Raw genomic sequence first — 23,756 nt, 5'->3', positions numbered from 1 at the left:
TGCGCCCGGTTTTCGAACGGATCGAGTGCAGGCTTGAGCGAGTCTGTTCGGGAGTGTTCCGGCTCGATCGAGGAGGCCGGGAAGGGCCGTCGGGGATGTTCTCCGGGCACCCTTGCCCAGGCGGTGCAATTGCACATATTAAATTCGCTAGTTGTAGGACGGGTGTAAGGTCCACCCTCCGCAAAACTCATTGAGTGACTCGCGTCACACGGCTAGAGCCCTGTCGTGTACGAGCCTGCCACCACGAGGAGGCGGATCGGGGAGCCATAGGTCACCGACCCGCAGGACTTTCGTCCTTGGCGCGCGGAAGGCCCGCTCCGGGCCCCTGCGGCCGCGTTCGGCGGTTCGGGGCGGAATCCGGCACGGCGGCCCGTCGCGGGCCGCAGAACGAGCCACAGGGGCGCGCGCACAGAATCGCGGGACCACGGAGCCGCACCGAGGCCACGTGGAGCGCACTGGGCGCGGAGGGCTCCCGGAGCACGACGGGTCCGGTGGACACGGAAGGTACGCCGGGGGCGGCGCGCCACCACGGACGCCCGCCCGCTCGGGGCGGCCGAACCCACGGCCGAACACGCGAAAGCCCGGATCCAGAGGATCCGGGCTTTCGTTACTGCGGTCCTGACGGGATTTGAACCCGCGGCCTCCACCTTGACAGGGTGGCGAGCACTCCAAACTGCTCCACAGGACCAGGTTTTTCGCTTCGGCCTTTCGGCTGGCTGCGAGATCAGACTGTACAGCAGGTCAGAGGGTCAGGTCGAACTCACCGATGGTGGCGGTCCGGTCACGGCCAAAACAGCACGCGCGGTCGGTCCCCAGGCCCGTTCAGAGCCCCTTCCCGCCCCCGGTGACGGCCCCGGCGAGAGCCCCCGGAGCCGTCCCCGTCCGGGTCAGGGGGCCGCCGCGTCGATCGCCTTCACGATCCGCTTGTCGGAGACCGGGTACGCGGTGCCCAGGGCGTGGGCGAAGTAGCTCACCCGCAGCTCCTCGATCATCCAGCGGATCTCCAGGACCTCCTGCGGCACCGGCCTGCCCTGCGGCAGCTGTTCGAGCAGCCAGGCGTACTCGTCCTGCATCTCGTGGACCTTCTCCATGCGCGTGGTGTCGCGCTGGGCGGCCGTCGGCATCTGCTGGAGCCGGCGGTCCACGGCGACCAGATAGCGCATCAGGTCGGGCAGCCTGCGCAGACCGGTCTTCGTGACGAAGCCGGGCGGCACGAGAGCGGCGAGCTGGTCGCGGGCGTCGGCGACGTTGTCGACCAGGACCAGGCTGTTGGTGGCCTTCAGCCGCCGTTCGCAGGACTGCCAGGCGGCCAGCACCTGCTGGACCTGCTTCACCGTGTGCTCGGTCAGCGCGACGAGGTCGGTGCGCACCTTGTCGTACAGCTTCCGGAACGACTCCTCGTCCCAGGCCGGTCCGCCGTGGACGCCGATCAGCCGGTCGGCCGCCGCCGTCGCGCAGTCCTCGAAGAGCGCCTGGACGGAGCCGTGCGGATTGCGGGAGAGGGCCAGCTTCTGCTGGTTGGTCAGCTGGTCGGAGACGAACTTGGCCGGGTTCACCGGCACGTTCAGCATGATCAGCTTCCGGGTGCCCAGCCACATCGCCTGCCGCTGCTCGGCCTCGGTGTCGAAGAGCCGTACGGCGACGGTGTCGCCCTGGTCGACCAGGGCCGGGTACGCCTTCACCGGCTGACCGGCCCGGCGGGTCTCGAAGACCTTGTTCAGCGTGCCGATCGTCCAGTCCGTGAGGCCCGAGCGCTCGATCGACTCGCCCGAGGGGCCGGCGGTGGCCGCGGCGGCCTTGGAGAGCGCCTGACGGGCCTTCGGGCGCAGCTGGAGCTTGAGCGCCTCCAGGTCCTTGTCCTCGGCCAGCCTGCGGCGCCGCTCGTCAACGATCCGGAACGTGATCTTCAGGTGGTCCGGCACCCGGTCCAGGTCGAAGTCGTCGGCCGTGACCGGAACGCCGACCATCCGCTGGAGCTCCCGCGCCAGCGTCACCGTCAGCGGCTCCTGGAGCGGTACGGCCCGGTCGAGGAACTTGTCGGCGTAGTTCGGCGCGGGGACGTAGTGGCGGCGGATCGGCTTGGGCAGCGAGCGGATCAGCTCCGTGACCACCTCTTCCCGCAGACCGGGGATCTGCCAGTCGAAGCCCTCGGCGGTGACCTGGTTGAGCACCTGGAGCGGGATGTGGACGGTCACCCCGTCGGCGTCCGCGCCCGGCTCGAACTGGTACGTCACCTTGAACTTGAGCTTCCCCTGGCGCCAGGAGTCCGGGTAGTCGTCCTTGGTGACGGCGCCGGCCTTCTCGTTGATGAGCATCGAGCGCTCGAAGTCCAGCGCGTCCGGCTCGTCCCGGCGTTTGTGCTTCCACCAGGAGTCGAAGTGCGCCCCGGAGACCACGTGCTCGGGGATGCGCCGGTCGTAGAAGTCGAAGAGCGTCTCGTCGTCGACCAGGATGTCGCGGCGGCGGGCGCGGTGCTCCAACTCCTCGACCTCACCGAGGAGTTTGCGGTTGTCGTGGAAGAACTGGTGGTGCGTCCGCCAGTCGCCCTCGACCAGGGCGTTGCGGATGAACAGGTCGCGGGAGGTCTCGGCGTCGATACGGCCGAAATTGATCTTGCGCTGGGCGACGATCGGCACCCCGTAGAGCGTGACCCGCTCGTACGCCATCACGGCCGCCTGGTCCTTCTCCCAGTGCGGCTCGCTGTAGGTGCGCTTGAGGAGGTGCTGCGCCAGCGGCTCGATCCACTCCGGCTCGACCTTGGCGTTGACCCGGGCCCACAGCCGGGACGTCTCGACCAGCTCGGCCGACATCAGGAACCGGGGCTGCTTCTTGAAGAGCGCCGAGCCCGGGAAGATCGCGAACTTGGCGCTCCGCGCGCCCAGGTACTCGTTCTTCTCGGTGTCCTTCAGCCCGATGTGCGAGAGCAGCCCGGAGAGCAGCGAGACGTGCACCGCCTGCTCCGGCGCGTCCTCCTCGTTCAGGTGGATGCCGAGCTGCTTGGCGACCGTGCGCAGCTGGGAGTAGATGTCCTGCCATTCGCGGATGCGCAGGAAGTTCAGGTACTCCTGCTTGCACATCCGGCGGAAGCTGGAGGAGCCGCGCTCCTTCTGCTGCTCGCGGACGTACCGCCACAGGTTGAGGAACGCCAGGAAGTCGGAGGTCTCGTCCTTGAAGCGGGCGTGCTGCTGGTCGGCCTGGGTCTGCTTCTCGGAGGGCCGCTCGCGCGGGTCCTGGATGGAGAGCGCGGACGCGATGACCATGACCTCCCGGACGCAGCCGTTGCGGTCGGCCTCGATGACCATGCGGGCCAGGCGCGGGTCGACGGGGAGCTGCGAGAGCTTCCGGCCGAGCTCGGTGAGCCGCTGCCCCTTCTTCCCCTCCCGGGAGGACTTCTCCTCCAGGTCCAGCGCGCCGAGCTCCTGGAGGAGCTGGATGCCGTCGCGGATGTTGCGGTGGTCCGGCGGGTCGATGAAGGGGAACTTCTCGATGTCGCCGAGCCCGGCCGCGATCATCTGGAGGATGACGGAGGCGAGGTTGGTACGGAGGATCTCCGGGTCGGTGAACTCCGGCCGGGTCAGGAAGTCGTCCTCCGAGTACAGCCGGATGCAGATCCCGTCCGACGTACGGCCGCAGCGGCCCTTGCGCTGGTTGGCGCTGGCCTGCGAGATCCGCTCGATCGGCAGCCGCTGGACCTTGGTGCGGTGGCTGTAACGGGAGATGCGGGCGGTGCCCGGGTCGATCACGTACTTGATGCCGGGGACGGTCAGCGAGGTCTCGGCGACGTTGGTCGCGAGCACGATCCGCCGCCCGGTGTGGCGCTGGAACACCCGGTGCTGCTCGGCGTGCGAGAGCCGGGCGTACAGCGGGAGCACCTCGGTGTGCCGGAGGTTCCGCTTGTTCAGCGCGTCGGCGGTGTCCCGGATCTCGCGCTCGCCGGAGAGGAAGACCAGGACGTCGCCGGGGCCCTCGGCCTGGAGCTCGTCGACGGCGTCGCAGATCGCGGTGATCTGGTCCCGGTCGGCGTCGTCGCCGTCCTCCTCCAGGAGCGGGCGGTAGCGCACCTCGACCGGGTACGTACGTCCGCTGACCTCGACGATCGGGGCGTCACCGAAATGGCGGGCGAACCGCTCGGGGTCGATCGTCGCGGAGGTGATGACGACCTTCAGGTCCGGGCGCCTGGGCAGCAGCCGGGCCAGATAGCCGAGGAGGAAGTCGATGTTGAGCGAGCGCTCGTGCGCCTCGTCGATGATGATCGTGTCGTAGGCGCGCAGCTCGCGGTCGGTCTGGATCTCCGCGAGGAGGATGCCGTCCGTCATCAGCTTCACGAACGTCGCGTCGGGGTTCACCTGGTCGGTGAAGCGGACCTTCCAGCCGACCGCCTCGCCCAGCGGCGTGTTCAGCTCGTCGGCGACGCGCTCGGCGACCGTACGGGCCGCGATCCGGCGCGGCTGGGTGTGGCCGATCATGCCCCGGACGCCGCGCCCCAGCTCCATGCAGATCTTCGGGATCTGCGTGGTCTTGCCGGAGCCGGTCTCCCCGGCGACGATCACGACCTGGTGGTCGCGTATCGCTTCGAGGATCTCGTCCTTCTTCTGACTGACCGGAAGCTGTTCCGGGTACGACACGGCCGGCACCCGGGCGGCGCGCAGCGAGAGCCGCTCGGCCGCCTTGCCGGCCTCGGCGGCGATCTCGTCCAGCACGGCCTGCCGGGCCTCGGGCTTGCGGATGCGGCGCGCCCCTTCGAGACGGCGGCCGAGCCGGTGGGCGTCGCGGAGCGGGATCTCTCCGAGCCGGTTCTGGAGATCAGCGAAGGAAGTAGACATACGGAGCCCAGGATCTCACCCGGGCGCGAGGAACGGCGAACGCATTTCGTGCGGTCCGGGTCACCTCCGGGCACCGCTCGGAGCGGCCGGATCACAGCACGTACCATTTCGGGCAGCTGACCACCCGTCGAGGAGCCGAGGAAAGGCCGGTCGTGCCGTGTCCCGTACGCAGTGGTACTGCCTGACGGCGGTGCTCGCGGTCGTACTGGGGCTGTTCTGCGGACCGGGCAGGGCCGACGCCGGGACCACCACCGCACCGGCCGTGGCGGGCATGACGGCCCCGGCGGCCGCGCACCCGGCGGACCCGGACGTCCGGGCGGGCGCGCACCTGACGGAGCCGGACGTCCGCGTGGCCACGCGCTCGACGGGCCCGGCCGTCCCGGCGGCCGCGCACCTGGCAGGCCCGGACGTCCAGGTAGCCGCGCACCCGGCGGACCCGGATGCCCCCGTGGCCGCGTCGGACTCCGACCGGCGCCCGACGCCCGGCTGCGGCCGGACCAGGAAGCACGACGACACCCCCGCCCTCCCCGGCCGGTCCCATTCCGCGTACGACCAGGCGCCCGGCCTCGCGGGATGGGGGCTGCCCGTCGCCGTCGGGGAGGCCGCGGCCCGTCCGCCCGCCCGGCTGGGGCAGCGCGCCCCCGTGGCCGCCGCCCCCACCCCCGTAGAGCTCTCCGTGCTGAGGGTGTAGGAGACCGCCTCCTCCGCCTCCTCCTTCTCTTCCGCATCCACCAGCCCGGAGTCACGCATGCCCAAGTCCCCGTCCCCCTCCTCCGCCCCTTCCGCGTCCCCGTCCGCGCGCAGGGCCTCGTTCCGGAAGCCGGTGCTCTACGGCACCGGGGTCGTCCTCGCCGCCGTGCTGCTCGGCTTCGTCTCCTACCGGGCCACCGCCCCCGACCAGCAGCGCTCCGGCTCCGCCGCGGTCGCCGACGCCAGCGCCGAGCCGGACGCCGGCGTCTACCCGGAGCTGGAGAAGCTCGCCCGCCGCGACGCCGGCGACAAGCTCGCGCAGGGCCGCGCCGACGCACCCGTCGTCCTGATCGAGTACGCCGACTTCAAGTGCGGCTACTGCGCGAAGTTCGCCCGCGACACCGAGCCCGCCCTGGTGAAGAAGTACGTCGAGAACGGCACCCTGCGCATCGAGTGGCGCAACTTCCCGATCTTCGGCTCCGAGTCCGAGGCCGCCGCCCGCGCCGCCTGGGCCGCCGGGCAGCAGGGCCGGTTCTGGCAGTTCCACGCCGCCGCGTACGCCGAGGGGGCCAAGGAGAAGGGCTTCGGCAAGGACCGGCTCAAGGCCCTCGCCCGCGAGGCCGGAGTCGCGGACCTCGACCGCTTCGTCCGCGACGCGGACGGCGACGCCGCCTCCGCCGCCGTGGCGAAGGACCAGGAGCAGGGATACGGGATCGGCGCGACCTCCACCCCGTCGTTCCTGGTCAACGGCCGCCCGATCGCCGGGGCCCAGCCCATGGAGACCTTCACCTCGGCCATCGAGGCCGCCGCCGAGAAGGCCCGCGCACGGCAGGACGCGAAGGACTCCCCGGAGCGCGGCGCCTCGGAGGGCGCCAAGTGACCGCGGACATCGGCTACTTCGCCGCCTTCCTCGGCGGGCTGCTCGCCCTGGTCAGCCCGTGCAGCGCGCTGCTGCTGCCCGCCTTCTTCGCCTACTCCGTCGACTCCGCCTCGCGGCTGCTGGCCCGTACCGGCATCTTCTACGCCGGGCTGGCCACCACCCTGGTCCCGCTCGGCGCGGCGGGCTCGTTCGCCGGGCGGCTCTTCTACCGGCACCGGGACGCGCTCGTCCTCGGCGCCGGCTGGCTGATCATCGCGCTGGGCGTCGCCCAGATCGTCGGCCTGGGCTTCGCCTCCCGCCGGATCGCCGCCCTCAGCGGCCGCATCCGCCCCACCACCGCCCTGTCGGTCTACGCCCTGGGGGCGGTCTACGGGCTGGCCGGCTTCTGCGCGGGGCCGATCCTCGGCTCCGTCCTGACCGTGGCGGCGGTCAGCGGCAGCCCGGTCTACGGCGGGCTGCTGCTCGCCGTCTACGCGCTGGGCATGGCGGTGCCGCTCTTCGTGCTCGCGCTGCTCTGGGAACGCTTCGACCTGGGCCGACGGGCCTGGCTGCGCGGCCGGTCCTTCCGGATCGGCCGCTTCGAGCTGCACACCACGACCCTGCTTTCCGGGCTCTTCTTCATCGCCCTCGGCGTGCTGTTCCTCGCGTACGACGGAACGACCGCACTGCCCGGACTGCTGGACGTGGACGACTCGTTCGCCGTCGAGCAGTGGGCCCAGCGCATCGGTGAACGGGTCCCGGACGCCATGGCCCTGGTGGGCGTGGTCGCGGTGGTGCTGGTGGTTCTCGCGGTACGGGCGTGGCGCGGCCGGGGCGGCGTGGACACGGCGGACCGGGAGGAGGTCTGACACGGCGAAGGCCCCGTCCATCGGACGGGGCCTTCGGGTGGTGGCTGGGGCCGGGATCGAACCGGCGACCTATCGCTTTTCAGGCGATCGCTCGTACCAACTGAGCTACCCAGCCACGCAGTTCGCCGAGGCGATCTGCAAGCGGTCCTGACGGGATTTGAACCCGCGGCCTCCACCTTGACAGGGTGGCGAGCACTCCAAACTGCTCCACAGGACCAAGCTAATGTGCGAGACAAGTCTCGCACACGGTAAAGCGTGCCCCCAACGGGATTCGAACCCGTGCTACCGCCTTGAAAGGGCGGCGTCCTGGGCCACTAGACGATGAGGGCTAAGGGCCCACCTGCGCGCTTTCCAGCGCGTCGGGGACGTGAGAAGCATATGGGATGGCGGCGGCTATCGCCAAAACGGTTTACGGCGTGGGCGCGAAGGCGACGCGGACCCGCCCGGGGGCCGGGTGCCGGGGCGGGTCCGCCGCCGGTCCCCGGTCAGCCCCAGCCCAGCTCGTGGAGGCGCTCGTCGTCGATGCCGAAGTGGTGGGCGATCTCGTGGACCACGGTCACGGCGACCTCGTGGACCACCTCGTCCGGCGTCTCGCACATGCGCAGCGTCGGCCCCTTGTAGATCGAGATGCGGTCCGGGAGGACCCCGGCGTACCACTCACCCCGTTCGGTGAGCGGAGTCCCCTCGTAGAGGCCCAGCAGCTCGGGGTCGTCGGCGGGCGGCTCGTCCTCGACGAAGACCGCCACGTTGTCCATGATCCGCGTCAGCTCGGGCGGGATCGTGTCCAGGGCGTCGGCCACCAGCTCTTCGAAGGCTTCTCGCGTCATCTCCAGCACACGGCCCATTCTCCGCGAGCGAGGACGGTTCCGGGTGGGGCGTGTCTCCGGCGGGGTGGCAGGAGTTGGGCACGGCGCCCGCCCTCCTTCCCGCCCGCTCCCCTGTTCCGTACGTACCCCGGAGGTACTTTCCGTGCGCCAGCTGCCCGTACCCGCCCGTTGGGCGGCCGTCGTCGCCGTGACGGTCGCCGCGTCCACCGGCTGCATGAGCGTCGGGGAGGGGGGCGCCGAACCCTCGCCGTCCCCCTCGCCGTCGCCGTCACCTTCGGCCGGGCACGGCGGGAGCGCGGCCCGGCCGGACGGTGGCACGGTGGCGGGCGCCGGGCGGGTCCGGGCCGTCGGCGGCGCCCAGGCGCACTCCGAGCGGGACGGCACGCACTCCCCGGAGCCCGGCAAGGCCGCCGCCTCCCCGGCCGCGCCGGGCGTGCCCCCCGGCGCGGACACGGGTACGGCGACGGGGGCGGGCGGCGCGGGCGAGCCACCCCGGGGCGCGCCGGCCCCGCCCCCGCCCTCGAAGCCCGGGCCCGTCGTGCCGCAGGAGCCGGAGCCCCCGGAGTCCTCCGGACCGAAGGACCCCGAGCCGCCGGCCTCCACCGACCCGGAGCCGCCCGGGACGCCGCCGCTGCCGTCCGCCTCGCCCGCGGCGTGGCTCCACGGCGGGGTGCCGGGCTTCGAGCCGGAGCCGGCGACGGCGCGGACGCCCGGGGTCCCGTCCAAGGTCCCGCCCGGGGCATCACCCCAGGAGGAGCCCGGGGCGGGGCCTCGGACGGAGCCGGTGTAGCGCAGGTCACGGAAGGCCGGTTTGCGCGATGTGGGGAGGAGTGCGTATGGTAGTAGATCGTTTGATCCCATTGCCCGGCGCCGAAACAGAAGCGCGCCGTGTGGCGCGTACTCTCCCTTGCCGTGGCTGGACCGCATTGAGGCGGTCGAAATTGCGAATCACGGAGTTACGGGCGCGTGCCGAGACTCCGGAAGGTTTCGCATTTCGCATGTCAATTTCCAGTTCTGACCGTACCGTCCTGCCCGAGAACGTCGAGAACGACGAGAACGTCGTCGCCGCCCTCGCGGACGTCGAGAACGCCGCGAACGAGGCCGAGCAGGCCGAGCAGATCGAGAGCACCGAGAACGCCGAGCGCGTCGAGTCGGCCGAGCAGGCCGCGAGCGACGACGCCGAGGACGCTCCGGCCGAGCCGTCCATCACCTTCGCCGACCTGGGCCTGCCCGAGGGCATCGTCCGCAAGCTCGCGCAGAACGGTGTGACAGCCCCGTTCCCGATCCAGGCCGCGACCATCCCGGACGCCCTGGCAGGCAAGGACATCCTGGGCCGTGGCCGTACCGGCTCCGGCAAGACGCTCTCCTTCGGTCTGCCGACCCTGGCCGCGCTGGCCGACGGGCACACCGAGAAGAAGAAGCCCCGCGCCGTCATCCTCACCCCGACCCGTGAGCTCGCGATGCAGGTCGCGGACGCGCTCCAGCCGTACGGCGACGTGCTCGGCCTGCGGATGAAGGTCGTCTGTGGCGGTACGTCGATGGGCAACCAGATCTACGCGCTGGAGCGCGGTGTCGACGTCCTCGTCGCCACCCCGGGCCGGCTGCGCGACATCATCAACCGGGGCGCCTGCTCCCTGGAGAACGTCCAGGTCGCCGTCCTCGACGAGGCCGACCAGATGTCCGACCTGGGCTTCCTGCCCGAGGTCACCGAGCTGCTCGACCAGATCCCGGCCGGCGGCCAGCGGATGCTCTTCTCCGCCACGATGGAGAACGAGATCGGCACGCTGGTCAAGCGCTACCTGGACAACCCGGTGAGCCACGAGGTCGACAGCGCCCAGGGCAACGTCACGACCATGACCCACCACGTCCTCGTCGTGAAGCCGAAGGACAAGGCGCCGGTCACCTCCGCCATCGCCGCCCGCAAGGGCCGCACCATCATCTTCGTCCGCACCCAGCTGGGCGCCGACCGCATCGCCGAGCAGCTCGTCGAGGCGGGCGTCAAGGCGGACGCGCTGCACGGCGGCATGACGCAGGGTGCCCGCACCCGGGTCCTCGCGGACTTCAAGGACGGTTACGTCAACGCGCTCGTCGCGACCGACGTCGCCGCCCGCGGTATCCACGTCGACGGCATCGACCTGGTGCTGAACGTGGACCCGGCCGGTGACCACAAGGACTACCTGCACCGCTCGGGCCGTACCGCCCGGGCCGGCAAGTCCGGTGTCGTGGTCTCGCTGGCGCTGCCGCACCAGCGCCGTCAGATCTTCCGCCTGATGGAGGACGCGGGCGTCGACGCCTCGCGTCACATCGTGGGCGGCGCGGGCGCCTTCGACCCGGAGGTCGCCGAGATCACCGGTGCCCGTTCGCTGACCGAGGTCCAGGCCGACTCCGCCGCCAACGCCGCCCGTCAGGCCGAGCGCGAGGTCGCCGAGCTGACGAAGCAGCTGGAGCGCGTCCAGCGTCGCGCCGGTGAGCTGCGCGACGAGGCGGACCGCCTGGTGGCCCGGGCCGCGCGCGAGCGGGGCGAGGACCCCGAGGCCGCGGTGGCCGAGGCCGCCGCCGAGGCGGAGGCCGCGATCGAGGCCGCCGTCTCCGTGCCGGAGCAGCCCACGGCCCGCGAGGACCGCCGGGACGACCGGGGCAACTTCGAGCGTCGGGACAACCGGGGCGGCGACCGCGGTGGCGACCGTGGCGGCTTCCGCCGCGACGACCGCCGGGACGACCGCCCGTCGTTCAACCGCGACCGTCGTGACGACCGCCCCTCCGGCGGCTTCCGCCGCGACGACCGCCCCTCGGGTGGCTTCCGCTCCGGCGGCGACCGCCGGGACGACCGCGGTGGCCGTTCCTTCGACCGTCGCGACGACCGCCCGTCGTTCAACCGCGACCGTCGTGACGACCGCCCCTCCGGCGGCTTCCGCCGCGACGACCGCCCGTCCGGCGGCTTCCGCCGCGACGACCGCCGGGACGACCGCCCGTCGTTCAACCGCGACCGCCGTGACGACCGCCCCTCCGGCGGCTTCCGCCGCGACGACCGCCCGTCCGGCGGCTACCGCTCCGGCGGCGGCGACCGTCCGTTCAACCGCGACCGCCGCGACGACCGTCCCTCCGGCGGCTACCGCTCCGGCGGCGGCGACCGCCCGACCGGCCGCCGCGACGACTACCGGGGCGGCTCCAACAGCGGCTCCTTCGGCCGCCGCGACGACAAGCCCCGCTGGAAGCGCAACGGCTGACGCCTGAGCCCGAGGATCCGCCGAGGATCCCCGATTTTCCGCCCTGCCGGGGCCCGATGACCGATACCCGATCGGCCACCGGGCCCCGGCGGGCTATGCTCAGGGGTGATCGGTCAGGGGCCGTTAGCTCAATTGGTCAGAGCAGCGGACTTTTAATCCGTTGGTTGTGGGTTCGAGTCCCACACGGCCTACCGCCGGCAGCGGTGGGCGTGAGCCCGAACCGTACGAAGCGCCCCACCTGGTTCCGACCAGGTGGGGCGCTTCTGTGTGGGGCGGCACTGGTACTCGGCGAGGTGAGGGCGGGGGCCGGCCCCTCCGGCGACTCGACGGCCGGGGTCTTCCCGGCACCGTTCGTGCCCAGGAGCGCGGGCAACCAGCTTGGCCGGACGGTGAAGCTGACGCCCCGTACGGCATCGAAGGCACCCCGGCCCGTACCGGCGCCGGACGCAGCTGACTCGGCGCGGGTCCTGAGCGACGTGGGCGTCGTCCAGGGCGACGAGGTGCTGCGGCGGATCGGCCAGGGCGGTGGGCCGGACGGTGGTGACGTGGGGGCGGACGGGGAGTTTCGGTGATCCTTGGGTCCGGGGTGGTGTGATCACGGTCACCCGGTTATTTCCGGATCCGTGTCGTCCGGATGGAGGGGGCCGGGCGTATGCGGGGTGAGATCCGGGAGAGCCAGGAGTTGTGATCGTTGACCGTCGAGGAGTTCGAAGAGTTCTACGCGCAGACGGCTACCCGGCTGACCGGGCAGTTGTTCGTGATGCTCGGCGATCAGCACGAGGCGCAGGACGTGGTGCAGGAGGCCTTCGTCAAGGGGTGGAGCCGGCGGCGCCAGCTCGATCGTGACGGGCAGCCGGAGGCGTGGATCCGTACGGTCGCGTGGCGGCTGGCGGTGAGCCGGTGGCGGGGGCGGCGGCGGGCGGCCGAGGCGTGGTCGCGCCGGGGAGCGCCGCCGCACGCGGAGCCGCCGGGGCCGGAGTCGGTGGCGCTGGTGGAGGCGTTGCGGGGGCTGCCGCCCAAGCAGCGCCGGACGCTGGCGCTGCACTACGTCTGCGATCTGACCGTCGAGCAGATCGCCCTGGAGACCGGCCTGGCGGCCAGCACCGTCAAGACGCATCTGGCCCGGGGCCGGGCCTCGCTCTCGCACCGTCTGCACGATCCGCGTACCGAGGAGGGGCCCTGTGTCTGATCCCCACGACCCGCTGAGGTCCTTGTTCAAGGAGGCGGCCGAGGCCGGGCAGTCCCGTGCGCGGTCGGCGCCGGTCTCGTACATCACCGCGCGTGGTGACCGGGTGCGGCGGCGCCGGATGGTGGGGCTGGCCGTCGGGGCCTGTCTGGTCCTGTCGGGTGCGGGGGCGGCGGTGGTCCCGCTGCTGCCGAGCGGTCCGGGCAGGACCGTTCCGGCCACCACGCCGTCGCCGTCCCCGTCGCCCTCGATGCCCACGCCGTCGACGTCCTCGCCCGCCGCCCCGGAGACCACCGAGCCGCCCCGGACCGGGGCGACGGAGACCGCTCCGCCGAGCACCAGCCCGCCCACGCGGGCGCCCTCGACCCGGGAGAGCCCGACGGGGACACCGGACACTCCCAGTCGGAGCGTCACGTCCCCGCCGTCGTGAACCACCCGTCCCCGAGCGCGGGAGAGCTGCCGTGAGTCTTCTGAACCCGCCCAGGCGGGATGTACGGCCGGCGACCCCGGCGGCGGGGCGGGCGGCGGCGCGTGTGCCGTGGCCGGGGGCGGCGGACCGTGAGGTGCTGTGGCTGTACCTGTTGACCCGGGTGGGGATCTGGACCACCGCGTACTGCACCCGGTGGCTGTTCGCCGACGACGGCAAGGCCCGGTACGCCGGTTCGTTCTTCTCGTCGTGGCAGCGCTGGGACTGGTGGCACTACCTGCACATAGCCCAGTCCGGGTACTTCCCCGACGGGCGGGGGCCGTGGAGCGCGGGGTGGGACAACCGGGAGGCGTTCTTCCCCGGTTTCCCGTTCCTGCTGCGGGCCGTGCACACCGTCGTGCCGAGCTGGCCCGCCGCGGGGGCGCTGATCTCGTTCGTCGCCGGGGGTGTCGCCGTGCTCGCGCTGGGCCGGATCGCCCGGTCGTACGCGCCGCGGCCCGAGCGGGGCGGGGCGGCGGGGTCGCGGGCGGCGCTGTTCTTCCTGCTGTCGCCGTGCGCGGTGTTCCTGGCCGCCGGGTACACCGAGGCGCTCTTCCTCGCCTTCGCGCTGCCCGCCTGGCTGGCCGCCCGGCGCCAGGAGTGGGCGCGGGCGGCCGTCCTCGTCTGCCTGGCCACCACGGTCCGGGTCAGCGGGCTCTTCCTCGCCGCGGCCCTGGCCGTCCACTTCCTGACGACCGCCCGCGCCCCCGGCCACTGGTGGCGGGTGCCCTGGCTGGCGCTGCCCGCCCTGCCGCCGCTGCTCCAGAGCTGGTACCTGCACGCGCACACCGGCGACTGGATGGCCTGGAAGCACGCGGAGGAGCGGGGCTGGTACCGCGACTTCCACACCCCCTGGGAGGCGTGGCAGAACACCTGGCACGCCGCCTTCGGGCACGCCCAGTCCCTCGGGTACGCCCTGATGTGCCAGGCCGAACTGCTCACCATGGTGGTCGGGCTGGTGCTGTGCGGGGTGCTGCTGCGGCGGCAGCGCTGGGCGGAGGCGGTGTACATCGCGCTCAGCCTGTGGGCGCTGGGCACCTCGTACTGGTACACCTCGCTGCCCCGCGCGACCCTGCTGTGGTGGCCGCTGTGGGCCGGTCTCGCGGCCTGGAGCCTGCGCAGGCCCCGGGTGACGACCGCCTACCTCGCGGTGGTGGCGCCGCTCTCGGCGGTCGTCGCGGTCACCTTCCTGTCCGGGCGCTGGGCGGGCTGAGCCGTACCGGTTCCGGTGCGGGGCGCGGTCCTCGTCCAGAAGCGGTACCGGTGGTCCCGGACGAAGTCCGCGCGGCCCCAGTCGGTGGACGACAGGGTCTGGACGTGCCCCTCCGTGCCCCGGAAGGCGGGCCAGTCGGTGCGGCCCGAGGCCGCGAACCCGGTCCAGGTGCGGATCAGCCGGTCGCGGAAGGCGGCCTGACCGGCCTTCACGTCCTCGAACAGGTCCAGGTCGAAGAGGTACGCCAGCTCCGACATGTGCTGGGCGCGCGACGCGAAGCTCGGCGCCGGGTAGCCCTCGAACCAGGGGGTGTCGCGCTGGGCGAACTCGTACGCCCGGGTCGGGGTCCACCGGGACAGCAGCCGGGCCGTGTCCAGCGTCGGCACCGACCAGGACGCGTCGGTCAGGACGGTGGCCAGGGCCTCGCCCGCCGAGGGCCGGGCGGAGAGCGGGTAGCGGCGCAGGACGGCCCCGGCCCGGTCGCTGAACGCCTCGCGCACGGCGGGCTCGTACTCCTCGGGCTTCATCGGTGCGCCGCCCGGGGCCAGTTCCCGGCCCAGGACACGGCCGCGCTCCTCGTCGTGATCGACGCCGACGAGGACGGGCACCCGGTGGAAGCGGCCGGTGCGCAGCGCCTCGGCGGGGGTCAGCGGCATGAGCTCCGTGCCGGCGACGGGGCGGGGTTCGTTGAACGGGCCGTACGCCGCGAGCAGTTCGGCCGGGGTGGCCCGGCGCAGGCAGGCCTCGGTGGCCCGCCGATCGCTCTCGCAGCCGAGTGCGGTGGCGATCCGGCGGGCGTCGGCGTCGGCCTCGGCCCGGGTCCGGGTGCCACCGGTGGCGCAGGGGGCGCTCTGCACGACGGCCCGGTCGAAGAGGCCGGCCGAGGCGGGTGAGGCGAGGTGGTCGCAGACGCTGTAGCCGCCGCCCGACTGCCCCATGACCGTGACGTTGCGCGCGTCGCCGCCGAAGGAGTCCGCGTTGGCGCGGACCCAGCGCAGCGCCGCCTGCTGGTCCTGGAGACCGAGGCCGTCCGCCCCGGCGACGGCGGTGGAGCTGAGGAAGCCCATCACCCCCAGCCGGTAGTTGACCGAGACGACGACGGCTCCCGCCGAGGCCAGCCGGTCGGGGCCGTACATGTCGCCGCTGCCGTACATCAGGCTGCCGCCGTGGATCCAGACGATGACGGGCAGTCGGCCGTCGGCGTGGGCGGGGGCGGTGACGTTCAGGTAGAGGCAGTCCTCGTTCTCGCTGGGCGTGCCGACCGGGAGGCCGGCCGGCTGGGCGCACGGGGCGCCGGGCCGGGTCGTGTCGCGCACCCCGGTCCAGGGGGCGGGCGGCCGGGGCGGGGTCCAGCGCAGCCGGCCCACCGGCGGGGCGGCGTAGGGGATGCCCCGGAAGCTGGTCAGCTCCCCGCTCCGGGTGCCGCGGACGGTACCCGCGGTCGTGTCGACGACGGTGCCGGTGCCGTCCGTGCGCGGCGTTCCGGCCGCCGCGGCTCCGGGGGTGGTCAGGCCGAGGGCCAGTCCCCCGAGCGCCAGCGCGGTGACCAGCCACTGGGAAACGCTCCTGGTGTGTCTCATGCCGGAGCACGCTAGACAGATTTGGGCGATCGCGCAATGCGTTCGCCTGAATCACTCGCCTTATACGTACGTCTGATGCATCCGCCTCAGGCGGTGTAGGCTGCCGGGCATGGGGAACCGTGAAGCCCTGCTCGTCGGCGCCAAGCAGTGCCTGCGGGAGAAGGGGTACGACCGCAGCACCGTCCGGGACATCGCCACCGCGGCGGGCGTGAGCATGGCCGCGATCGGCTACCACTACGGCTCGCGCGAAGCCCTCCTCAACCAGGCCCTGTTCGAGATCCTCGACGAGTGGGGCGACTCCATGGGCCGGGCCCTGGCCCGGGACGCCGACGGGTCCGCGCAGCGCGCGTTCGAGCGGATCTGGGAGAACCTGATCGCCGACTGCACCGCCCACCCCGATCTGTGGACGGCCTCGATGGAGCTGTTCATGCAGGCCCGACGGAGGCCCGAGCTGCGCGCCCCGCTCGCCGCCGGCATGGCCGAGGGCCGTCGCGGGATGGCGGCGATCCTGCGGAGCGAGCCGGAGGACGCGGTGCCGCAAGAGTCGGTACGGACCCTCGGCAGCGTGCAGCTCGCGCTGATGTCGGGCGTGATGATCCAGCACCTGGGCGACCCGGAGTCGGCACCGTCCGCCGCCGAGGTGCTCCAGGGGCTGCGCGCGCTGGCCGACCTCGCGCGCTGACGCCCCCGGCCGGGCGCGCCGACACCCCCGTTCGTTCGGGTGATGACCCCAGTGGTCCGCCCGTGGTCGCGCTTCCGGGACCCGCCTCGCAGCCTGGGCGGAGGAACTACCGGAAGGGCGGGGCCGATGCGGCTTGTCGTCGATCTCAACCGGTGCCAGGGGTACGCGCAGTGCGCCTTCCTGGCTCCCGATGTGTTCACCATGCACGGCGAGGAGGCGCTGCTCTACCACCCGTACGCCGAGGAGTCCCGGCGCGAGCAGGTGCGGCGGGCCGTCGCCGCCTGTCCGGTGCAGGCCATCCGGGTGGAGTACCCGGAGGCTCGGGAGGCCCGGGAGGCCGAGGAGGCGTCCGGTGTCCGGTGACGAGGCGCTGGAGCGGCTGAGGCGCGAGGGACGGATCGTGATCGTCGGCGCCTCGCTGGCCGGGCTGCGGGCGGCGGAGGCCCTCCGGAACGAGGGGTTCACCGGTTCGCTGACGCTGATCGGTGACGAGCCGCACGAGCCGTACGACCGCCCGCCGCTCTCCAAGCAGGTGCTGCTGGACCACGCCTCGCCGGACCACACCGAGCTGCCCCGGCAGCCCGGCCTCGACGCGGACTGGCGCCTGGGCACCGCCGCCACCGGCCTCGACCTGGCGGCCCGCCGGGTCCGGCTGGCCGACGGCGACGAGGTCCCCTACGACCGGCTGCTGATCACCACCGGGGTACGGGCCCGGCCCTGGCCGCACCGGGCCGAGGCCGAGCTGGACGGGGTCTTCGTCCTGCGCACCCGGGACGACGCGGCCCGGCTGCGCAGACGGCTGGCGGCCTCGCCGCGCCGGGTCCTCGTCATCGGCGCGGGCTTCACCGGTTCGGAGATCGCCTCGGCCTGCCGGGAGCGCGGACTCCCGGTGACCGTCGCCGAGCGCGGGGCGGCGCCCCTGGTCGGCGCGCTCGGCGGGGTGGTCGGCCGGGTCGCGGCGGAGCTCCAGCGGGCCCACGGGGTGGACCTGCGCTGCGGGATCATGGTCACCGGTCTGGAGGGCGACCCGGCGGGACGGCTGCGCCGCGCCCACCTCTCCGACGGCACCGCCCTGGACATCGACGTCGCCGTCATCGCGCTCGGCGCGACCCGGAACACCGAGTGGCTGGCCGGATCCGGGCTGGCCGCCGGTCCGCGCGGCATCGCCTGCGACGCCGGGTGCCGGGCCTTCGACGTACGGGGCATCGTGACCGACGACGTCTTCGTCGCCGGGGACGTCGCCCGCTCGCCGCACGCCCTCTTCGGGTACCAGTTCCTCTCCCTGGAGCACTGGGGCAACGCCGTCGAGCAGGCCGCCACCGCGGCGCACAACATGATCAGCGGCAGCTCCGAGCGCCGCCCGCACCTGTGGGTACCGGCCTTCTGGTCCGCCCAGTTCGGCGTCAACATCAAGTCGGTCGGGGTCCCCTCGCTGGGCGAGGAGATCATCGTCGCCCAGGGCTCGCTCGCCGACCACCGCTTCACCGGGGTCTACGGCTATCAGGGCCGGGTCATCGCCGCGGTCTCCTTCGACCAGACGAAGTGGCTGGGCTTCTACGAGCAGCAGATCCGCTCGGCCGCCCCGTTCCCGCCGGACTACGCCTCGGTCGACCGGCGCCTCGAAGGGCTGCGGCCGGTCCCGGCCGAGTTCCCGGACCCCTCGCTGCCCACCCACGGGCCGTCCGTGACCGTCAGCGGCTACGCGCCGACCGAGCAGCGGATCACCTTCACCCCCGCCCGCGCCTGACCACCCGAACCGGCGCCGCACCGGCCCCGCGCCGGCCCACTCTGCGAGCACCCCCGAGGACCCGAGGACCCGCGACCATGACCAACAGCACGCTGCTGCGGCAGATCATCGACTACGGCAGCCGCGCCGACCCGTACCCCCTCTACGCCGAGCTGCGCCGGACCCCGGTCCTCCAGGACAGCGACGACCTGTTCGTCGTCAGCACCTACTGGGAGATCAAGAGCCTGCTGCACGACCCCCGGCTCAGCTCCGACTCCCGCAACCTCTCCCCCAGCGCCTCCGGCACCCTCCTGGAGGAGCAGGAGGACTCCCCGCTGCCGCCCGCCTTCCTGCGGCTGGACCCGCCCGAGCACGACCGGCTGCGCCGGATGACGATGCGCCCGTTCGGGCCGCCCGAGACGCCCCGGCGGGTGCACAACATGCGGGGCGAGCTGGCCCGGGTCGTCGCCGGGCTCGTCGACGGCTTCGCCGGCCGGGAACGGGTCGACGTCGTCGACGACTTCGCGTACCCGTTCCCCGTCACCGTGATCTGCCGGCTGCTGGGCATCCCGCGCGAGGACGAGGCGCGCTTCCACTCCTGGGCCGACACCCTCGCCGCCGGACTCGACCCGGACCCCGGGCAGGACCCCGGCGAACGGTTCCGCGCCACCCGGCAGGCCCGCACCGAGCTGGGGCTCTACCTGAACGGGCTGCTCGACGAACGCGCCGCCGCCCCCGGCGACGACATGCTGTCCGCGCTGGTCACCGGGGACGGCCCGGACGGGCGGATGACCCGGCCCGAGGTGCTCAGCACCGCGGCGCTGCTCCTGATCGCCGGTCACGAGACCACCGTCAACCTCATCACCAACGGCACCCTCACCCTGCTGCGCCACCCCGAGGTCCTGGACCGGCTGCGCGCGGACCCGGGGCTGGCCGTGCCGATCGTGGAGGAACTGCTCCGCTTCGAACCGCCCGTCCAGCTCCTCCCGCAGCGCACCACCCTCGCGGACATCGACATCGCGGGCACCACCATCCCCAGGGGCGCCGGTGTCTGGCTGGTGCTGGCCTCCGGCAACCGCGATCCACGACGGTTCGCCGACCCCGACCGCTTCGACCCGGACCGGACGGACAACCAGCACCTCGGCTTCGGCAGCGGCATCCACACCTGCTTCGGCGCGCCCCTGGCCCGGCTGGAGGCCCAGCTCGCCCTGACCGAACTCGCCACCCGGCTCGACGGGCCCCGCCTGGTGGCGGACCCGCCGCCCTACCGGCAGAACGCGGTGCTGCGCGGGCCCCGGCATCTGGAGGTCGCCTTCGACGGGCTCCACAGCTCGTAGTACGTGGCCCGTGGTTCGACGTCCGAAAGTCCGTGGGTCCGCAGGGCGTCCGCCCCGCGATGATGGGCGGATGCGGATGCCGACGGACCAGCCGGGCCGGGACGACACCGGTCCGGGACCCTCGCTGGGGCAGCTCCTCGCCCTGGTCGCCCCCGGGACGCTCGACGTCGTTCTCGCCCCCCGCTCCACCGCCGTACCGGTCACCGGCGTCGCCCTGTACGACCCCGGCGAGGAGCCGCTGCGGCAGGGGGCCGCCGGGCTGGTCCTCCTCGCGGTCGGCGTGGAGCTCGCCTCGCCCGGGGCCGCCGACGTGCTGGGCGCCGCCGACCGGGCCGGGGCCGCCGCCGTCGTGCTGCGGCGCGGAGAGCGGGAACCGGGGCCCGGACTGCTGGCGGCGGCGGCCCGGGGCCGTACCGCGCTGCTGTCCCGGCGCCCGGAGCACGGCTGGACGGAGGTGCTCGGCCGACTGCGCACCGCGCTCGCCTCGCACCGCGCCCCGGACGGCGCGCGCGGGCCGTCCTCCCCGGTGGCGGGGCTGCGGCTGGGCGACCTGTCCGGGCTGGCCAACACGGTCGCCGACCTGGTCGGCGGGGCGATCACCGTCGAGGACCCGCAGTCGCGGGTGCTGGCCTACTCGCGCCTCGACCACGAACCGGACCCGATGCGGCGGCTGACGATCCTGGGCCAGGAGGTCCCGCGCTGGCGGGTCGCCGAACTCCGCGAGAGCGGCTTCCTCCAGGCCCTGTGGAGCACCGACGACGTGGTGCGGCTGCCCGCCGACGGCCGGTACGCCGAGCGGCTGGCCGTCGCGGTGCGCGAGGGCTCCGAGGTGCTCGGCACGCTCTGGGCCGCCGCCGACGGGCGGCCGCTCGCCGAGGACGCGGCGGCCACCCTGCGTACCGCGGCGCGGGCCGCCGTCCCGCATCTGGCCCACCACCACAACCGGGACCGGGCCGCGGCCGGGGCGCGGGAGACGGCGGTGCGCGCGCTGCTGCGGGGGGACGTCGGGGCCGCGCCGGAGGCCGGAATCGCGGCGGACCGGCCGTACGCGGTGTTCCTCGCCGAGATCGGAGAGGTCGGAGAGGTCGGGGGGATCAGGGGGATCGGAGAGGTCAGGGAGCCGGCGGGGGCGCGGGACGCGGAGGGAGCGGCGGCGCGGGCCGGGCAGCGGGTGCTGGACGTGCTCGCGCTGCGGGCCGTCGCGGACCGGCCGGGCTGTGCGACGGCGCGGGCCGGGCACCGGCTGTACGTGCTGGTCCCGGCCGGGGACGGCGAGACGGACCCGGCCCGGGGGCTGCTGGCGGCGGTGCGGTCGGTGACCCGGTGCGCGGTGTTCGCGGGGGCCGGGCCGGTGGCGTCCGGCCCGGCGGAGCTGCCCGCCTCGCGGGAGGCGGCGGAACTGGTGGTGCGGGTGGTGCGGGAGCGGGCCGCGCGGGCGCCGGAGGGCGGGGCGGTGTCGGCGGCGGCCGCGCACCACGAGGTGGCGTCCGGGACGGCGGTGCTCCGGCTCCTGGACCGGCTGGAGCCGTTGTGGGGGGCGCTGACGGGGCCGGTGCACGCGATGGTCGCGCACGACCGGGCGCACGGTTCGGCGTACGGGGCCTCGGTCGCCGCGTACCTGGACGCCTCCTGCGACGCGGGGACGGCCGCGCGGCGGCTCCATGTGCACCCCAACACCCTGCGGTACCGGCTGCGTCGGGCCCGGGAGCTGTTCGGCGTCGATCCGGCCGACCCCGACGTACGCCTCCTGGTGGAGGTCGGGCTACGGCTGGCGGCCCGCCCGGAGCACCCGCCGCGCCCCCGTTGATCGTCCGGTTGTCCGGTACGCCCAAGGAACCGGGCGGGTGTCGTCGCGCCGGTCGAAGACGTACGGCCCCGCGCGCGCCGAAGCTGTCGGTACGCGAGGAAGCGAACGATCCGACGAAGGGGTGTGTGGTGATGGACGAGAACACGGGTCCGTCGCGCGCGGAGCGCCGTACGGCGGCGCTGGCGCGGGCCGTCGAGGAGGGGCTGCTCGGTCCGCGGTCCCCCGTGGTGGGGCTGCTGGACGTGGACGGGGTACTGGACGCGGTGGACGCGCTGGACCGGGCGTTCGAGGGGCCCGCCCCGGTGCTGCACACCTTCGCGGCCAAGGCGTGCGGCCTGGTGCCGGTGCTGCGGCTGCTGGCGGACGCGGGGATGGGGTGCGAGGTCGCCTCGCCCGGTGAGCTGGAGCAGGCGCTGGCCGCCGGGTTCGGGTACGACCGGCTGGTCTTCGACAGCCCGGCGAAGACCGTCGGCGAGCTGGAGTTCGCGCTCGCCCACGGCATCGCGGTCAACCTGGACAACTTCCAGGAGCTGAACCGGGTGGACCGGCTGCTCGCGGGCCGCGAGCCGTCCGGCCCCCTCGGCCTCCGGGTGAACCCGCAGGTGGGGGCCGGGGCCATCGGCGCGATGAGCACGGCGACGGCGACCTCCAAGTTCGGCGTCGCGCTCCGCGACCCGGGCGCCGCCGACGCGGTGGTCGAGGCGTTCGAACGCCGCCCCTGGCTCGACCGGCTGCACGCCCACGTCGGCTCCCAGGGCTGCCCGCTGCCGCTCGTCGCCGAGGGCATCCGGGCCACCTACGAGCTGGCCGAGCGGATCAACGACCGGCTGGGCCGCGCCCAGGTCACCGGGATCGACATCGGTGGCGGACTGCCCGTCAACTTCGACGACGAGGACGACCGGCCCACGTACGCCGCGTACGCCGCCGGGCTCCGCGCCGCCGTCCCGGGGCTCTTCGACGGCCGGTACACGCTGGTCACCGAGTTCGGCCGCTCCCTGCTCGCCAAGAGCGGGACGATCGGCACGGTCGTCGAGTACACCAAGTCCGCGGGCGGCCGGCGGATCGCGGTCACCCACGCGGGGGCGCAGGTCGCCACCCGTACCGTGTTCATGCCCGGGTCCTGGCCGCTGCGGGCGGGGGTCTTCGACCCGGCGGGCCGCCCGAAGCGGGGCCCGGCCGAGACCGTCGACATCGCGGGGCCGTGCTGCTTCGCCGGGGACCTCACGGCGACCGGGGCCGAGCTGCCCGCCGTGGATCCCGGTGACGTGGTGGCGCTGTACGACACCGGCGCGTACTACTTCTCCTCGCACTTCTCGTACAACTCGCTGCCCCGGCCCGCCGTCCACGGCTACCGGACCGGGGCCGACGGGCGGCCGCGCTTCGCGCTGGTGCGGGCGGCGCAGAGCGTGCGCGAGGTCGTCGAGGAGAGCGGCCTCGCGCACGCGGAGAACCTGGTGGCGCTGCGCCGTTCGGAGTGAGCGCCCCCGTGCGTTCGCCCGTCGCCTACGGCTCTCAGGGCCTGCGGCCGAAGAACTCGACCTCGGCGACGGCGAGTCGGCGGCCGGGGCCCGCTCCGTACGTGGTCGCGGTGGTGAGCCGGGCCCGGACGATCTCCGATCCGCGCAGGTCGAAGGTCTGCTGGCCCGGCTGGTCCTTGATCCGCAACTCCTTGTCGACGCTGGTGCCGTCGGCGGAGGTGAGCCGGACGGTGATCCGGGCCGGGCGGCCCTGGGTGAGGAACTCGTCCATCTTCGCCGAGACGCCCGGGAACACCACCAGCTTCAGCACCCGTACCGGCTGTTCGAAGTCGCACTCCAGGTACTGGCCCCTGCCGCTGTCGGGGCCGTCCTCGGCGGGCGCCCAGTAGCGGTTGGTGAAGCCGTCGAACGCCGCCCCCGCCGGGTGCCCGGCGGCCCGGCTGGAGGCCCGGAACCGGGTGGGCGGCACGGCTTCCAGGCTCCCGGTCTCGTCCTTGGCGAGGCCGAGCCAGCCCGGTATGTGCGGCAGCGCGAACCAGACCCCGGCCGCGAGCACGACCAGCACGATCGGGAGCGTCAGCCCGGGACGGCGCCACAAACGCCGCCGGGGCCGGGTGCCCGCGACGGGCGCCTGACGCGGCCACCGCCGCAGGAGCCTGCGCCACCAGGGCGGGCGGACCTCGGGCGGCGGTCCCGGGTCCAGGAGCAGCCCGCAGTGGACGCACCGGGTGCGGTCAGGCGTGTTCCCGGTGCGGCAGCCGGGGCAGGGCACGGGCGGGGCGGGGGCCGGACCCGGGTCCGCGGGGGCGGGCCGGTCCGGCGCGACGGGCAGCGCCTCGGGGCCCGGGACCGGGGTGGCCGGATCGTCACCGGGGCGTCGGGGAGCGGCGGTTGTGGGGGGCGTGGCCGGGGTGGCCGGGGTGCTACGGGGTGGCGGCTGTGGTTGTGGCTGAGGGGATGGTTGAGGTCGAGGGGACGGCTGGGGC

19 protein-coding genes and 5 tRNA genes are annotated in these 23,756 nt (G+C 73.7%); 16 read left to right on the top strand and 8 right to left on the bottom strand.

Annotated features, from left to right (window positions below; genetic code table 11):
* Positions 1-613: 613 nt before the first annotated feature.
* Both ACWC97_RS28955 and hrpA read right to left on the bottom strand, forming a co-directional pair.
* A tRNA-Asp gene (locus ACWC97_RS28955) sits at positions 614-688 on the bottom strand.
* Positions 689-887: 199 nt separating this feature from the next.
* Positions 888-4,823: an ATP-dependent RNA helicase HrpA gene (gene hrpA, locus ACWC97_RS28950; protein ID WP_450652450.1), complete on the bottom strand. Its 3,936-nt coding sequence runs from the start codon at positions 4,821-4,823 to the stop codon at positions 888-890.
* A 157-nt stretch (positions 4,824-4,980) separates the two neighbouring features.
* On the opposite strand from hrpA, the gene ACWC97_RS28945 reads away from it, so the two are divergent.
* The 3 genes from ACWC97_RS28945 to ACWC97_RS28935 are packed head-to-tail and all read left to right on the top strand — an operon-like array spanning position 4,981 to position 7,241.
* Complete coding sequence (locus ACWC97_RS28945) at positions 4,981-5,514, top strand: hypothetical protein (protein ID WP_450652448.1); 534 nt, start codon at positions 4,981-4,983, stop codon at positions 5,512-5,514.
* A gap of 57 nt (positions 5,515-5,571) precedes the next feature.
* A complete protein-coding gene (locus tag ACWC97_RS28940) occupies positions 5,572-6,393 on the top strand; it encodes a DsbA family protein (RefSeq protein ID WP_450652446.1) in 822 nt (273 codons plus the stop codon).
* Entirely contained in the window at positions 6,390-7,241 is an 852-nt protein-coding gene (locus tag ACWC97_RS28935) for a cytochrome c biogenesis CcdA family protein (protein WP_450652444.1), read from the top strand. Before ACWC97_RS28940 ends, ACWC97_RS28935 begins: the two co-directional genes overlap by 4 nt.
* 38 nt (positions 7,242-7,279) lie before the next feature.
* Here the strand turns inward: ACWC97_RS28935 and ACWC97_RS28930 are convergent.
* The 4 genes from ACWC97_RS28930 to ACWC97_RS28915 form a co-directional block, all read right to left on the bottom strand.
* Positions 7,280-7,356 (bottom strand) — tRNA-Phe (locus ACWC97_RS28930).
* A gap of 27 nt (positions 7,357-7,383) precedes the next feature.
* Positions 7,384-7,458, bottom strand: a tRNA-Asp gene (locus ACWC97_RS28925).
* 39 nt (positions 7,459-7,497) lie between these two features.
* A tRNA-Glu gene (locus ACWC97_RS28920) sits at positions 7,498-7,570 on the bottom strand.
* 156 nt (positions 7,571-7,726) lie between these two features.
* Positions 7,727-8,077: a metallopeptidase family protein gene (locus ACWC97_RS28915; RefSeq protein ID WP_352279773.1), complete on the bottom strand. Its 351-nt coding sequence runs from the start codon at positions 8,075-8,077 to the stop codon at positions 7,727-7,729.
* A 133-nt stretch (positions 8,078-8,210) separates the two neighbouring features.
* Between ACWC97_RS28915 and ACWC97_RS28910 the strand changes: the two genes are divergently transcribed.
* The 7 genes from ACWC97_RS28910 to ACWC97_RS28880 all read left to right on the top strand — a co-directional run bounded on the left by ACWC97_RS28910 (position 8,211) and on the right by ACWC97_RS28880 (position 14,160).
* Positions 8,211-8,858, top strand: coding sequence for a hypothetical protein (locus ACWC97_RS28910; protein WP_352279771.1), 648 nt, complete (start codon positions 8,211-8,213; stop codon positions 8,856-8,858).
* 208 nt (positions 8,859-9,066) lie between these two features.
* A complete protein-coding gene (locus ACWC97_RS28905; RefSeq protein ID WP_352279769.1) occupies positions 9,067-11,295 on the top strand; it encodes a DEAD/DEAH box helicase in 2,229 nt (742 codons plus the stop codon).
* Between the two features lie 117 nt (positions 11,296-11,412).
* Positions 11,413-11,486, top strand: a tRNA-Lys gene (locus ACWC97_RS28900).
* 102 nt (positions 11,487-11,588) lie between these two features.
* Positions 11,589-11,867 (top strand): hypothetical protein, encoded by a 279-nt coding sequence (locus ACWC97_RS28895; protein ID WP_450652441.1) that lies wholly within the window; start codon positions 11,589-11,591, stop codon positions 11,865-11,867.
* 119 nt (positions 11,868-11,986) lie between these two features.
* Entirely contained in the window at positions 11,987-12,484 is a 498-nt protein-coding gene (locus ACWC97_RS28890) for a SigE family RNA polymerase sigma factor (protein WP_450652440.1), read from the top strand.
* Positions 12,477-12,911 (top strand): hypothetical protein, encoded by a 435-nt coding sequence (locus ACWC97_RS28885; protein WP_352279765.1) that lies wholly within the window; start codon positions 12,477-12,479, stop codon positions 12,909-12,911. Before ACWC97_RS28890 ends, ACWC97_RS28885 begins: the two co-directional genes overlap by 8 nt.
* A 31-nt stretch (positions 12,912-12,942) precedes the next feature.
* The gene (locus ACWC97_RS28880; RefSeq protein ID WP_450652438.1) at positions 12,943-14,160 is read left to right on the top strand and encodes a mannosyltransferase family protein; all 1,218 of its coding nucleotides are present in this window, start codon (positions 12,943-12,945) and stop codon (positions 14,158-14,160) included.
* Here the strand turns inward: ACWC97_RS28880 and ACWC97_RS28875 are convergent.
* On the bottom strand, positions 14,088-15,740 hold the full coding sequence (locus tag ACWC97_RS28875) for a carboxylesterase/lipase family protein (protein ID WP_450652436.1): 1,653 nt from the start codon (positions 15,738-15,740) through the stop codon (positions 14,088-14,090). The two genes, ACWC97_RS28880 and ACWC97_RS28875, sit on opposite strands and share 73 nt — an antisense overlap.
* Positions 15,741-15,849: 109 nt before the next feature.
* Here ACWC97_RS28875 and ACWC97_RS28870 point away from each other — a divergent pair, with 109 nt between their 5' ends.
* From ACWC97_RS28870 to ACWC97_RS28845, 6 genes are all read left to right on the top strand, one after another.
* Positions 15,850-16,422 carry a TetR/AcrR family transcriptional regulator gene (locus ACWC97_RS28870; protein ID WP_450652433.1) on the top strand — a complete coding sequence of 191 codons (573 nt, stop codon included), beginning with the start codon at positions 15,850-15,852 and terminating at the stop codon, positions 16,420-16,422.
* A gap of 126 nt (positions 16,423-16,548) precedes the next feature.
* Positions 16,549-16,785 carry a ferredoxin gene (locus ACWC97_RS28865; RefSeq protein ID WP_450652432.1) on the top strand — a complete coding sequence of 79 codons (237 nt, stop codon included), beginning with the start codon at positions 16,549-16,551 and terminating at the stop codon, positions 16,783-16,785.
* The gene (locus tag ACWC97_RS28860) at positions 16,775-18,169 is read left to right on the top strand and encodes an NAD(P)/FAD-dependent oxidoreductase (protein WP_352279755.1); all 1,395 of its coding nucleotides are present in this window, start codon (positions 16,775-16,777) and stop codon (positions 18,167-18,169) included. Before ACWC97_RS28865 ends, ACWC97_RS28860 begins: the two co-directional genes overlap by 11 nt.
* A gap of 77 nt (positions 18,170-18,246) precedes the next feature.
* Positions 18,247-19,485, top strand: a complete 1,239-nt coding sequence (locus ACWC97_RS28855; protein ID WP_352279753.1) for a cytochrome P450 — start codon at positions 18,247-18,249, stop codon at positions 19,483-19,485.
* Between the two features lie 70 nt (positions 19,486-19,555).
* Positions 19,556-21,292, top strand: coding sequence for a PucR family transcriptional regulator (locus tag ACWC97_RS28850; RefSeq protein ID WP_450652429.1), 1,737 nt, complete (start codon positions 19,556-19,558; stop codon positions 21,290-21,292).
* A 131-nt stretch (positions 21,293-21,423) separates the two neighbouring features.
* Positions 21,424-22,770, top strand: a complete 1,347-nt coding sequence (locus tag ACWC97_RS28845; RefSeq protein ID WP_352279751.1) for a type III PLP-dependent enzyme domain-containing protein — start codon at positions 21,424-21,426, stop codon at positions 22,768-22,770.
* 34 nt (positions 22,771-22,804) lie between these two features.
* On the opposite strand, the gene ACWC97_RS28840 is transcribed toward ACWC97_RS28845, so the two are convergent.
* The gene (locus ACWC97_RS28840) at positions 22,805-23,335 is read right to left on the bottom strand and encodes a discoidin domain-containing protein (protein WP_450652427.1); all 531 of its coding nucleotides are present in this window, start codon (positions 23,333-23,335) and stop codon (positions 22,805-22,807) included.
* Between the last annotated feature and the right edge of the window lie 421 nt (positions 23,336-23,756).

The organism is Streptomyces sp. NPDC001108 (genome assembly GCF_053598535.1).
Note: the sequence above shows the minus strand (reverse complement) of the source record. Positions and strands in the feature narration are given on the sequence as shown.

What these genes read in the sequence shown, in the direction of transcription:
- ACWC97_RS28855 (WP_352279753.1), top strand. Translation starts at nt 18,247, where the DNA reads ATGACCAACAGCACGCTGCTGCGGCAGATCATCGACTACGGCAGCCGC.
- ACWC97_RS28850 (WP_450652429.1), top strand. Translation starts at nt 19,556, where the DNA reads ATGCGGATGCCGACGGACCAGCCGGGCCGGGACGACACCGGTCCGGGA.
- hrpA (WP_450652450.1), bottom strand. Translation starts at nt 4,823, where the DNA reads ATGTCTACTTCCTTCGCTGATCTCCAGAACCGGCTCGGAGAGATCCCG.
- ACWC97_RS28905 (WP_352279769.1), top strand. Translation starts at nt 9,067, where the DNA reads ATGTCAATTTCCAGTTCTGACCGTACCGTCCTGCCCGAGAACGTCGAG.
- ACWC97_RS28845 (WP_352279751.1), top strand. Translation starts at nt 21,424, where the DNA reads ATGGACGAGAACACGGGTCCGTCGCGCGCGGAGCGCCGTACGGCGGCG.
- ACWC97_RS28865 (WP_450652432.1), top strand. Translation starts at nt 16,549, where the DNA reads ATGCGGCTTGTCGTCGATCTCAACCGGTGCCAGGGGTACGCGCAGTGC.
- ACWC97_RS28940 (WP_450652446.1), top strand. Translation starts at nt 5,572, where the DNA reads ATGCCCAAGTCCCCGTCCCCCTCCTCCGCCCCTTCCGCGTCCCCGTCC.
- ACWC97_RS28875 (WP_450652436.1), bottom strand. Translation starts at nt 15,740, where the DNA reads ATGAGACACACCAGGAGCGTTTCCCAGTGGCTGGTCACCGCGCTGGCG.
- ACWC97_RS28870 (WP_450652433.1), top strand. Translation starts at nt 15,850, where the DNA reads ATGGGGAACCGTGAAGCCCTGCTCGTCGGCGCCAAGCAGTGCCTGCGG.